At 54.4% G+C, this 12,243-nt stretch carries 7 protein-coding genes and 1 pseudogene; 4 read left to right on the top strand and 4 right to left on the bottom strand.

Annotated features, from left to right (window positions below):
• The first annotated feature begins 7 nt into the window (after positions 1-7).
• Genes NJ69_RS19165 through NJ69_RS19155 form a run of 4 tightly spaced genes read left to right on the top strand, consistent with a single transcriptional unit; the run spans position 8 to position 4,485 of the window.
• The gene (locus NJ69_RS19165) at positions 8-2,614 is read left to right on the top strand and encodes a fimbria/pilus outer membrane usher protein (protein ID WP_052192159.1); all 2,607 of its coding nucleotides are present in this window, start codon (positions 8-10) and stop codon (positions 2,612-2,614) included.
• Positions 2,611-3,531 carry a fimbrial protein gene (locus tag NJ69_RS22690; protein WP_155290551.1) on the top strand — a complete coding sequence of 307 codons (921 nt, stop codon included), beginning with the start codon at positions 2,611-2,613 and terminating at the stop codon, positions 3,529-3,531. Before NJ69_RS19165 ends, NJ69_RS22690 begins: the two co-directional genes overlap by 4 nt.
• 7 nt (positions 3,532-3,538) lie before the next feature.
• Positions 3,539-4,009, top strand: a complete 471-nt coding sequence (locus NJ69_RS19160) for a fimbrial protein (RefSeq protein WP_039582345.1) — start codon at positions 3,539-3,541, stop codon at positions 4,007-4,009.
• Positions 4,006-4,485, top strand: a complete 480-nt coding sequence (locus tag NJ69_RS19155) for a fimbrial protein (protein ID WP_039582343.1) — start codon at positions 4,006-4,008, stop codon at positions 4,483-4,485. Before NJ69_RS19160 ends, NJ69_RS19155 begins: the two co-directional genes overlap by 4 nt.
• Here NJ69_RS19155 and NJ69_RS19150 read toward each other — a convergent pair whose 3' ends face one another.
• From NJ69_RS19150 to NJ69_RS19135, 4 genes and pseudogenes are all read right to left on the bottom strand, one after another.
• Positions 4,486-5,133 (bottom strand): response regulator, encoded by a 648-nt coding sequence (locus NJ69_RS19150; protein ID WP_039582342.1) that lies wholly within the window; start codon positions 5,131-5,133, stop codon positions 4,486-4,488.
• Between the two features lie 30 nt (positions 5,134-5,163).
• A complete protein-coding gene (locus NJ69_RS19145; RefSeq protein ID WP_039582341.1) occupies positions 5,164-8,052 on the bottom strand; it encodes a hybrid sensor histidine kinase/response regulator in 2,889 nt (962 codons plus the stop codon).
• Positions 8,053-8,159: 107 nt separating this feature from the next.
• Complete coding sequence (locus NJ69_RS19140; RefSeq protein ID WP_039582339.1) at positions 8,160-9,362, bottom strand: EAL domain-containing response regulator; 1,203 nt, start codon at positions 9,360-9,362, stop codon at positions 8,160-8,162.
• Positions 9,359-12,178 (bottom strand): annotated as a pseudogene (locus NJ69_RS19135) (ATP-binding protein). Before NJ69_RS19135 ends, NJ69_RS19140 begins: the two are co-directional and overlap by 4 nt.
• Positions 12,179-12,243: the final 65 nt, after the last annotated feature.

The raw sequence follows: 12,243 nt of genomic DNA, 5'->3' as shown, positions 1-12,243 counted from the left end.
ATCGTCCATGTTCACCTTTTCCACATTCATGCGCTATGACGCCGTGAAGGCCTTCGGCTTTCTTTTATCCGCCGTTCTGGCCTTGGCCATTCTCCCTGCAGAGGCTGGCTTTGAGTTTGACTCAACCTTTCTGGAGATCGGGGGTGGCCAGAGTTCAGCGCAGGTTAAGCAGCAGATCAGTGCCATCGGCGAAGGACAGCTACCGGGGGTGTACCGGGTCGACGTCTCGGTCAACCAGCGCTATGTCACCAAGCAGGACATCCGCTTCGTGCGCACTATGGACCCAAAACAATCCGATACTGGGTTGTTCCCGTGCCTGGATATCGAGTTCTTCCACTCTCAAGGTGTAGCCAGCAAAGTAATGGACAAGCGCGTTGATGCCGATCCGACGTGTGTTGCCTTCGATCAGGGGCTGGCCGGTGTGACTTATGACTATGATTTCAACCAACAGTCGCTGGACATCGAAATACCCCAGGCCTATCTGGGAAGTATTCCTTTTGAAGTGCGGCGGCGACAATGGAGCAACGGCGAGGCTGTGGCGTTCACCAGCTACTCCCTGTCGGGTAGTTCCGTGATTGATTCAGGTGATCGACGCCAAGACCAGTTCGCCAGTTTTCGCAGCGGCGTCAATGCCGGGGCCTGGCGGTTGCGTAATTTTTCTACATGGCGCAATGGCAATACTACTCCCGGGCGCTGGGAGTCGCTGGAGTCTTATGTTCAACGGGACATGGGTAGTTTCATGGCAATCGCGACGCTGGGGGATGCTACCACTGAGGGGGATCTGTTCGACGCCATTCCATACCGCGGCGTTGGTATCGCATCTGACCTGGACATGCTGCCTGATGACGCTCGTCAGTTCGCGCCGGTGGTCCGCGGCATCGCCAACGGCCGCTCCCGCGTAATTATTCGACAACGCGGCTACGTGATTAAGGAACAGTGGGTGCCTTCCGGGCCGTTCGCAATTTCGGATCTGTATTCGACGACTAATAACGGCGACCTCGAGGTAACGGTGGAAAGCGCTGATGGACAATCGCAGGTCTATACCCAGTCTTTCGCATCTGTTCCCTATATGTTACGCGAGGGGCAGACGACATATGCATTGTATACGGGGCGCTATCGGTCATCGTCTTCAGTCGCGGGCTCACCGGCACCGGGATTCGCACAGATGACCGCGCGACGTGGCCTAGCCGGCGGCACCACATTATTCGGAGGCGGTGTGCTCAGCGCCAAGTACAGTGCCGGTCTGTTCGGCTTAGCCCACGACTTCGCAGGTTTTGGCGCGATCTCGTTGGACGTTACCCATGCACGTAGCGCCGGGCTTGGCGCGGAGAATGCCACCGCAAGCGGCCAATCATTCCGCTTTCGATACTCCAAATCGGTAGCGCTCACGGACACAAATTTCAGCTTGTTAGGTTATCGCTATTCCACCGGCGGTTACTACTCATTCAAAGAAGCACTTGACAGCCGCAGTGATTTACTTGGCAGCTCCTTTGATGCCTCAGTCGAGAGTTTGAGCCGGCAAGAATACCGTCGAGGCCATATGAAAAGTAATTTCAGCGCGAACGTCTCCCAACAATTGGGCGGCTTCGGCAGTCTCTACTCTAACATATCCAAGTCGGCGTACTGGGATAAGGCGGTTGCCGACACTACTATTCAGCTTGGTTACAACTTCAGCACCGGTAATGTTTCCTACTCCCTAGCGCTTGGCGTTACAGAAGGTCAGAGCAAGGATCGGAATGTCACCTTCAGCGTAAGCATGCCGCTGGGTGACCCAAACAGTAGACGTCGAATCTCGGCCAGCACAAGTCATAGCAGTAGCGGGACAAATTCGCAGATGGCTACGCTTAGCGGCAACGCGCTGGAGGACGATGTGCTGTCATACAACGTCGGCGTCGCCCGGCAGTCCAGCCGGGGGCAAAATAGCCAAGTAGGCTCTCTGTCCGGACAATATGAGGGCGCACGTGCGACACTGCGAGGTGGCTACACCCAGACCGGTAGTAGCCGTCAACTCGACGTGGGACTCGATGGTTCGGTCGTCGCATACGCCGATCAAATGATGCTGGGGCAACAGCTGGGCGAAACCAACGTGATCATTGCCGCTCCAGATGCGGCGCAGGTATCAGTAGCGGGCAAACGTGGCGTGCGTACCAATGGCAATGGCTACACGGTGATGCCCTCGGCGATGCCCTACCGCAAGAATCGAGTCTCACTCGATAGCAAGACAATCGCCCAGAACGTAGATATTGAACAACTAGTTCAGGATGTCATCCCCAACCGCGGTGCCTTCGTGGTAGCGAACTTCGCGACGCGCAGTGGCCACCGAATTCTGTTCCGCATCGCCGATTCCCAGGGCAAAGCGGCACCCTTCGCCGCTAACGCTCAGTTATTCAATGCAGAAGGCGATTTGTTGGCGAGTGCGCTGATAGCCGACAACGGTCGAGCTTTTCTGACAGGCGTCCCCAACCAAGCTCGACTCAGAGTCAGTATGGGGAGTGAGACGTGGTGTTACAGCGATCTGCACCTGGATGAACCGGAGCCCGCCAGCGGCATCATCACGATGGACATACAGTGCGAGCACGCCGGCGCCCACAATGTGCAGGAAATCAAACCATGAAAATCCGCAGTTTTTCGAACGTTCTTAAACTCACCGCACGCTTCGTACTGCTGGTAGGCAGCACTTGGTTCGCCCAGTCAGCCCATGCATTAATCGGTGGCAGCATGAGTTGCGCAACCTCTGTTCTCGAAAGAAATTACACGTTCGAGCCTGGTGAGCTTATGACCGTCGGTTTCAGTGGCAGATGTGTTGCTTTGCGGGTATTTCCCTATGGGGCAGGGGCGAACCTACAGATTACTAATACTTCAGGCTCCAATCCTGCTGCGCTGTTTGTCTTTGACGGCTACAGCAAGACCCGAATGAGCGAGCTAGGTCTAGGGAGCTACGGTGGCGCGTGCCTTGGATCGTACCAGCCGGTGAACTGCCCAGCTATCCCTGTCAATGGAAACGTCAACTATTATTATAATATAATGGGGACGGCACCTCAATCACCTGGCACTTATACCGCTACGATCCGGCTGGGTATCACCGCAGTGGGTTTCCCTAATTACGCGGAATGGATACATACCATGAACTTACGCTACACCGTGGCAGCGAGGGCTTGCACGCTGGGATCGTCGAGTTCGGTGGCACTGAACATGGGACGCTTCAACGGGACCGATTCAGGCTCGCAGAGCACATCCACAAGCATTGTCGTCAATTGCCCCGTTGATCGTAGCGCCGATATTACTCTGGTACCGACACAAACTCCGGTCGACGCTAAATTGGGAATTTCCAGAACCACCCTGATGGGGCTGAACATGCAGTCGACATGGACGGATACGGGTAATCCCGTGAACTTTGACTATCCACGGAGAGTGTATCTAAACTCTGGTGCAAATACGCTAAACCTTACCTTCAAACCTCAGTGGCAGTCGGATTCGAAGTCTGTTGGTACATTCCAGGCTAGCTACACTTTGCGCATCAATTACCTGTGAGGTCACTATGAATTATGTGCTATTGGTATTGGCCGTACTCAGCGCCACTGTTCACGCTGCCGATACAGTCAACATTACCATCAGCGGCACCTTGACTCGCCCCCCTTGTACGATGAGTACCGCGAGTTCGCTCACGGCCAGCTTTGGAGATGTCCAGATAGACAAGATAGATGAGACAGAAACGAAGACGCTTCCTATCCAGCTGCGCTGTCCTGCTGGCTCCTCGCTCAACGTCTCATTTGCCGTTTCGGAAGGCACCCACAGTGCCACGATCGCAAAAACCAATGTAGCCAACCTCGGTGTCTCGATGTTGTGGGCTAACAACGATTCCACAGCCAATCTTCAGGGGACAGCCAAGTCTTTTACCAATCTGAGCGGATCGGTTGACATGAGCATGAAAGCCAAGTTGATCAAGCTAGGTGATCTGTCGCCAGGGCGATTCACCTCGGCCTTGGTCATGACGATCAATTACCTATGAAAGCCCTGTCGCTGTTGCTGGCCCTCTCTGCACTTACACATGCCCAGGCTGCGGACCACGTGCAGCTAGACATTGGCGGCAATTTGATTTCGCCGGCATGTCGCCCGCAGTTCTCCAGCCCCATGGAAATCAAGATGGGCAATGCCAACATCAATCAACTTAAAATGGACTCGGTAGCAGTCACCGAAGTGCCCTTGGTTTTCGACTGCCGTGCCGGCAGTCAGGTAACTCTAATGGTCACGGCAGGAGCCGGAGCCTACGACAATGCGACGCTTCTTACCAACCGGGCCGGTCTGGGTTTGCGGCTAGTCGGTAATGATGCAATCCCGGCACTCACACTTGGTCAACAGAGCGAGTGGAAGGCTGGCGACGTTCCAATGTTGGTAAAACTGCGGCTCAAGCCTGTTGCCCTGGAGGCGCTACCCCAAGCAGGTGCGTTCAGCGCTACCCTGCTGATGCAGATTAGCTATCTGTAATTATTGGAACTGCCTAGCTTCGAAGCAGTAGGTCATAAGCGCCTGATCACTGTCCACGCCCAGCTTGCGCATGGCGGAGACTTTCTGGGCGCTGACGGTTTTATTACTGCGAGAAAGCTGTCGGGCAATATCGCTGACCGTCATGCCCGTGACGAAAAGGCGCAGGACCTCAAGTTCTCGAGGCGACAGGCTTTGAAAGCGATCTTCGATATGTCCTGAACTGCCCATTGCCAAGCGGGTCTCCGGCGCCGGGCTCTTGTAGCGGCGATGCAGACTAATTGCTGTAAGTGCCTTCTCAATCTCCAGATGCAGATGGTTTTTTTGGATCACTCCAGCCACGCCAAGCTCTTCCAAACGTGAAAGTATGAGGATATTTGAAATCATCGTCAGCACTAGGATCTGCGTCTCTGGAAAATTACGCAGCACGTAGTCGATCAGTTTCAGCCCATCTCCGTAAGTGTCATCGCCCGGCATGTTGAAATCGGTGATGAGCACTTGAGGACGGTGCGTGCGCATTTGTTCGACTAGCTCAGTAGAGCTGACGGCCTCGCCGATCACCGTAAAGCGGCAATTGCGCTGGACGATCTCGCGTACACCCAATAAAACAATGGGATGGTCGTCCGCTATGACAACGTTCAACTCAGACATTTAGAACCTCGTTTGCAGCGGAGATAGACATCAACTGTGTTCCACGGCCAGGTAATTAGCAAGCGCCGATAAGCGGGAGCAGAGTGCTCGGACTTGCTTAATCACCGATGCGGTAAGAGGACCGCCATGGAGCGCGTTTTCCAACTGTTGGCATTGCGTGTAAAGCGCTTGCGCGTTGACGCTTGCCAGCGCCCCACTGAGACTATGCAAACGCTGCTGGACCATGGTTGCATCCATTTTTATCAGGCCTTGTTCGATCTGTTCAATATCCACTACCAACGTCTCGGCCATCAACCCTCGCATGGTGCTGGACAATTCGATCCAACCCTCTTGATCCTGCACTGCATTCGCCACCAGACTGCTCGCTTTTTGGCAGTACGACAACAAGGCCTGGCGCAACATGCTCAGGCTCAACGGCTTGACGACCCAACCATTCATGCCCACCGCTAGGCAACGCTGACCCTCCTCGCGCAATGCGTTGGCGGTCACACCAATGATCGGCACAGTCACGCCCTGCCCCCGTAAGGCTTGCGCCAACTCGTAGCCATTGAGTTGCGGCATGTTGATGTCAGTGATCACCAAGTCGAAAGGTTGAGTATGCCAAATCTGCAGCGCATGTTGGCCATCTTGGGCGACGGTGGGATAGGCGCCGAGGGCCTCAAGCTGTTCGCGCAATACGGCCTGGCTCACAGGATTGTCTTCGGCCACCAGAACCCGAACGTTCAAACAGGGCGCATCCAGGCCGGAAGGCAACAGCGGCGATTGAGACGCAAGGTATGGGGCGTCGACTACCGGTAGACTGATGAGTAAAGAGAAGCTGCTGCCCAGGCCCGGTTCACTGACCACCCGCATGCTGCCGCCCATCAATTTACTCAGTCGCGAGCAGATGGAAAGCCCCAAGCCGGCGCCGTTACCATCCTGACCGGCCGTGACCTGATAAAAGGGTTTGAACAGCTGGTCAATGGACCCTTCAGGAATCCCGACGCCGGTGTCGGTCACCTGCCACTGCAGGGAGACACTATTTCCTGTACGTGCCTGGACGGTGAGACGCAACCGAATACGACCTGAGTCAGTGAACTTGATGGCGTTGCCCAATAGGTTGTGCAGGATCTGACGTATACGCCCAGCATCGCCGTTCACCTGCGCGGGTAATTGCGGGTCGATCTCAGTATCAATCTCCAAGCCCTTGTTATGAGCAGTTGCAGCGAAGCTGGCCATCGCGTCTTCGACCAGTTGAGCTGGATGGAACGGTTCCTCTTCCAACGCCATCTGACCAGACTCAATCTTCGAAACGTCCAGCACGTTACTGATCAGCTGGAAAAGCACGCTCGACGAGCCCTGTATAATTTCCAGATACTGCCGTTGTCGATCGCTCAATTCGGTGAGTGAAAGCAATTCTAGATTACCCAGCACTCCATAAAGAGGGGTGCGGATTTCATGGCTCATGGTGGCCAGAAACACCGTCTTGGCTTCGTTGGCGGCAGTTGCCCGCCGGTGAGCTTGATTGAGCATCAAGGTTTCGTCCACGTGACGGGTGACGTCGTTGCAACCGCACAGAAATACATCCTGGCCTTCGTAGCGGGCAGCGACGACCACCACCTGCAGGTAGCGGCCTTCCACGAGCAGGCACATCTCTCCGGGAGCCTGATCTCCTTGATGGCCCTCCAGCATCTGGATGACGGCGGGTGTAGCGACCAATTGCACGGCACGCTGGTTCTCCAGCAACAACTGGTGATCGTCGCGACGCAGCACGCACAGCCCCACCGGGGCATGCTGCAGCATGATGCGATTGAAGGCTTCGCTCTCGAATAAACGCACCTGTGCCCGTTGTGCGGGGAACACAATGCGCGACTTGTACCAATGGTTGATCCACAATCCGATCAGAATCGATGCGATGATAGTGAATGCTAAGCCCACGAGCGGCCACTTGGCATAGCGCAAAAAGCCCTGGTAGGTGATCCCGTACAAACCGATCCAGTGATCGCCGCTGGGAGACACCATCTTAAAGCGTAGCCCTTCACGATTGAAACTCAGCCCCAACGGGGCGGGGTCATCAGCTCCGAGGTCCCCTAGCACCACTTGGCCTTCAGGCGAGACCAAGGTGAACTGGTTGTAAACCGACAACCGTAATACACGCTCGTACTCGTCGACTTGTGCTGTGTCTACCAGCGCCGCCAAGGTCAATTGCCCTTGTGCCTTGGCGGCGGGAAGCAGGGCACTGGCGGCGTTAACCTTGATCATGGCGACAATGCTGCGGTGGTCGCGATAGAGCCGCAAAGGTGCGCGCACCCAGCGCACCCGATGATCGCTCATAGAGCTCTGGGCATTTCGCAGTTGCTCAATACGACTGACAATCGTCGAGTACTGATCCGACTGCATCGGTAGATGCTGGCGCTTATCTTCGGGGGCCGGGATGGCCAAGCTGGCATCGCCGTCGGGAGTTAATACCAGCAGTTGCGGCGAGGCATAAAAAGAACTGGCCCAGAAACCGCCATAGTAGTCTGTCAACTGGACGCCTAAGGCCAATGCCCGGTTTTCGTCATCCCTGCTGAAGTCACTGCTATGAGCAAGGAAAAACGGCAGAGACAGGTCGAACCCTTTGGCTTTGAGCAGAACCTGGTTACCGGTACGCTGCGTCTGCATGACTGAAACCGACTGCACCGAACGCAATGGTGGCGATGTGTTGTGCCGATAACCTGTCGCTACGTTGCGCAGAAAAGCCTCATGCTCATTAACGATCTCAATCACACGGGCAAAGTGGAACTCGACGCGTTGCTGCTCGGCTTCGAGCAATCGAGAGATAGCCCAATAGCAAGTGCTGGACAGCAGAATGAGCAATCCGGTTAGCAATAGCAGCGCTTTGTTCAAACGTTGGGAACTTTGCGCCAGCTTGTCCAGACGCAGACTTGCATGTTTCATGGGAAGTGCTCAGCCAGTAGGAGAAGGTCGGTGCGCTGGAAGCTCAGCATTTATCACCCAAGGCTAGGGCAGCAGTTCCGTTTGCTGAATCGTTTGACCATCAAGCTTTAGAGAAGTGCAGGCCCAGTGCCATCTATTTTGAGTAAAGCAGCTAGATCGTCCCTGGCTACGGCCGGCGATATGATAAAGCCTTGCACAAGATCACAATGGATCCGCCGCAGTACTCCCAGCTCGGATTGCGTTTCGGCACCCTCCGCCACTGTGATCAGGCCCAGCTTGCGTCCGAGATCTGTGATGCTTAGCAGGGCCGCTGCCTGGCCTTCATTGTCGCTGCAGCCCGACACCAACGAGCGATCAATCTTGAGCTCTGTAAAGGGAGTCGAGACTAGGTTGAAATATGAGCTATAGCCTTTGCCAAAATCGTCCTGTGCCAAGCCGAAGCCCATCAGACGAAGGCGACAGGCTCCAGCGTAGTAGTCGCTGGAAAATCGAGTGGTGGAGCTTTCTGTCAATTCGAAGGTTATCAGCCTAGGATCGGCCTGGCTGGCAAGTACCTGACGGAGTAAATTGTCGACGAGATCGCCCCGGTCGAGCAAATGCGTCGGCAGGTTGATAGACACTGGCAGCGGATGCCCCATCTTGGTCCATTGGGCCTGTGCGTGGAGTGTCTGGGCGAGCATGCTGCCCAGCAGCTCAATCTCCAGTTGAGCTTTTTCAACATCATTCAAGAAGTCCCCGGGCATCAACACACCTTCGATAGGATGAGCCCAACGCGCCAACGCCTCAGCGCCAACGATGCCGCCGTCTCGCAAAGACTTCTTGGGCTGGAACCACGCTTGTATCTCCTCATTCTCGAGGGCCTTGATGAGCGTAGCGCGGGATCGGCATCCTCGCGTTTGTCTACCATAACCGCACACCTGTTCTGCTATGTGAAGATCAAGGTTTTTACGCAGGCTGACGATTTCGTCTGCACGCACCGGTTTTGAAATCAAGCCTACAACATGCAATCCCAAATTCTTGGCAGCCTGCGCAGAGCCGATCAACATACGCCGTGAAGCGGCGGTCATCAGTGCCAGCGCTGGAGGACGATGTAACTGCGCAATCTGCTGAATTAGCTGGACGCCATCCATTTGCGGCATCATCAGATCGGTCAGCAATAGATCGTAACGGTTGTGGGAAAGGCGATTTAGGGCGCTGGCGCCATCCCAGACGAGTTCTACTTCGAAACCGCCCGTCGCCAGGAATATGTTGGCCAGATATTGATGCTGAAACGGATGGTCCTCAACTATAAGCACACGATACACGTTCAAGGCATGCCTCTCTTATAGGGCTGCAGGCATTGGTACAGCGCTTGCAGCGTGAAGGGTTTGACCAGAAAGTGATCCATACCTGCACTCAAGCAACGCTCAGCTTCATCGAGCATGGCATTTGCAGTAGCTCCGACGATAGGCATTGTGCAGCCTTGCTCGCGCAACCGCTGGGTCAGCTGATACCCATTCATTTTGGGCATATTGACGTCGGTAATGACTATGTCGAAGTCAGCGTCTCGCCACACCGCTAGAGCTTCTACTCCATCTCGGGCCAGTACTACAGTGCAGCCGAGCTCCTCTAGCTGATCCCGGAGAATTAGCTGATTGATCATGTTGTCCTCTGCTACCAGCAAGCGCAGGTGAAGCTTTTCAGCCAGCTGATGCGATACAACAAGTTCGTCATGCGTACCAAGGCCCTGTGCTTGACTGAGCGCACGGTTCAGGGCTTGAAGGTTGTTGAGGCCGACATGCCAAATGTGTTGGGACTTCGGAACGATGCTGTGCCCGTCCTGTGAGACAAGGACCCACCTGCCGGGCCAGTCTGCGCGTTGTGCGGTGTTTGCTGGACCGGGGCACAACTCGACCAGTATTCCGTCAGTATCCAGTTGGGCAGCGTCAGGCCCGATCAGTCGAGTTCTGGCGCCCCAGCGCCGCAACCAACCTGCAGTGTGCTCAGCCAGCTCCTGCACAGAGGATTGCACATAGATGATTTCGCTTGACAGTGGCAGTGCCCACCGCTGTTGTGTTTTTACGGTTACATGCTCAAGCGGCAGACTAAAGGCAAAGCTGCTTCCCAGTCCCGGCTCGCTAAACACTCGTAGTGAGCCGTTCATCAAGTGAACAAGACGCTTGCATATCGAAAGTCCAAGACCAGTGCCTGCCACAACGTTGGCGCTCGGATGACTCTGGAAAAAAGGCTCGAATAAATGATTGTGATCCTCTGCCGGGATTCCTTTGCCCGTATCAACCACTTGCCAGGAGAGCATCGTGCGCTCCCCCTCCCGATATACCACCTGAAGACGCACGACGATACGTCCGCTCTCAGTGAATTTAACCGCGTTACTCAGTAAGTTACCAAGAATTTGGCGAACTCGGACTACATCTCCCAATACCTCTTCGGATAAAGACGGGTCTATACAAGTGAACAACTGCAAACCTTTGGTTTTAGCCGCACCTGAATAGCCCTGTATGACATCCTGAGTTAATTCTATAGGAGAAAAAATGCTTAGCTCCAGCGCAAGCTGACCCGCTTCAATCTTTGACACATCCAACATATCGCATATCAGCTGTAGTAACGTCGCTGACGATCCTTCGATCGCCTTCAGATAGCCGCGCTGCTGAGCATCCAATTGGGTGCGTGACAATAGCTCAAGCGTCGCAACTACGCCGTACAAAGGGGTACGTATCTCATGACTCATAGTGGCCAGGAAAAGAGTCTTGGCTTCGTTAGCCGCATCGGCCAGTGTGCGTGCCTGTTGCAATGCCATCTCAGCAGACTTGCGCGTGGTAATATCGCTGAAAGCAAAGATCAAGACATCTTCACGCTGATACCGTGTCGGCGTGTAGCTCAAAGAAAGGTGGCGACCATCGGCCAACTGCATCTCATCAACATTGTGATTGGTTGACTCCGAGTCAAATGCTCGATGTATCCACTCTTGGTACACGTCCGCCCGCTCATCACCTGTACCGAGCCATTGTTCAGATAGGTGATTTTCCAAAACCACAGCGCCATCATGGCGGCGCAGCACGCACAGAGCCACCGGGGCAATTCGGATGACGGCGCTGCAAAACGCTTCGCTTTCAACTAAAGCATCAATTCGCGCTGCCGCTGGTGCTATCAGCCGCTGCTCGACCCGGCGGACTAACCATAGCATGAGCCCTGTGAAAACTATGCAGATCAATAGACATAGGCTGAGCGGTAGCGACAAGGCGGGAAGCAACGACAACAGTTTCAACCTATAGACGATCTGCCAGTCGGAGTAGTCGAGTTGCTTTCGTATTGTTAAACTATCTGGTAGCCATTGGCCCCCTTCCCAGCCAAAACTCGCCGTCGTTCTGTTTGGCGCACTCTGAGCGTCTAGTGGCGTACGTTGCTGTAACGGTGTATTACTCAGGATTAGCAGTCCGCTTGTGTCGAGTAGTTGAAAAGCGCCAGCCTGCTCGTGCTGTATGGCTTGGATTAGGTGTGGCCCATCGACCTCCAAGCCGAGCCAACCCGAGTTTTTCTTAAGGACGTCCAGACGGATAAATATGTATATGGGCGAATCAGGTTGCTCGGGATCGCTAAGCTAGTACTCTTCCTTCGTAATATCATCATGAGTATCGATTTCACGAAGGCGCCGTAATATATACATCGGTACCGCTTGTGCGTACTCCGTGGCGACCAGGAAGCGTTTTACAGGCATGCTCTCACTTGCGGGCACGTATATAAGACTGTTTTGCTCCTTCCTCAAATGCGCAAGCATTCGCTTTGTCAGCCATAGGCTCCATTGATTCTGAGCGTCACCCAAAACGAAATGCAGTTGCTCTCCATGGTCATCGTGGATATCAGAATTCGCATCGCCAACTGTGGAAAGCACGATCATTTGAAGCAGCGTTTTGCGACTGACGAAGAAACGCTGAGCATTAAATACCGCCTCGTTCATGTAACTGCGTCTTAATGAGACTTCTTGATTTAGAGTCACGCGTAAAAAACTATACGCTCCGATGTAAACGCCCACCACAAGGGCGAACGCTAACAGCCGTAGTAAATTCCGGGCTGTCTCGGGTTTATAAACGCTCGCGTAAGCAGGCAAGATCATGTGGCCAATTTTCATAGACTCAGCCTAGGCCTTGGTCCGTCCTTTCTGAATAGGACGTATCTCAAACTTCTAGGTTGGGT

The sequence above is a fragment of the Pseudomonas parafulva genome (assembly GCF_000800255.1).
Taxonomy (GTDB): Bacteria; Pseudomonadota; Gammaproteobacteria; order Pseudomonadales; family Pseudomonadaceae; genus Aquipseudomonas; species Aquipseudomonas boreofloridensis.
The sequence above is the reverse complement of the archived record's forward strand: the minus strand, read 5'-3'. Positions and strand labels throughout refer to the sequence as shown.

Excerpts from the sequence above, each read along its gene's own strand:
- NJ69_RS19160 (WP_039582345.1), top strand. The coding sequence starts at position 3,539 with ATGAATTATGTGCTATTGGTATTGGCCGTACTCAGCGCCACTGTTCAC.
- NJ69_RS19150 (WP_039582342.1), bottom strand. The coding sequence starts at position 5,133 with ATGTCTGAGTTGAACGTTGTCATAGCGGACGACCATCCCATTGTTTTA.
- NJ69_RS19145 (WP_039582341.1), bottom strand. The coding sequence starts at position 8,052 with ATGAAACATGCAAGTCTGCGTCTGGACAAGCTGGCGCAAAGTTCCCAA.
- NJ69_RS19165 (WP_052192159.1), top strand. The coding sequence starts at position 8 with ATGTTCACCTTTTCCACATTCATGCGCTATGACGCCGTGAAGGCCTTC.
- NJ69_RS22690 (WP_155290551.1), top strand. The coding sequence starts at position 2,611 with ATGAAAATCCGCAGTTTTTCGAACGTTCTTAAACTCACCGCACGCTTC.
- NJ69_RS19155 (WP_039582343.1), top strand. The coding sequence starts at position 4,006 with ATGAAAGCCCTGTCGCTGTTGCTGGCCCTCTCTGCACTTACACATGCC.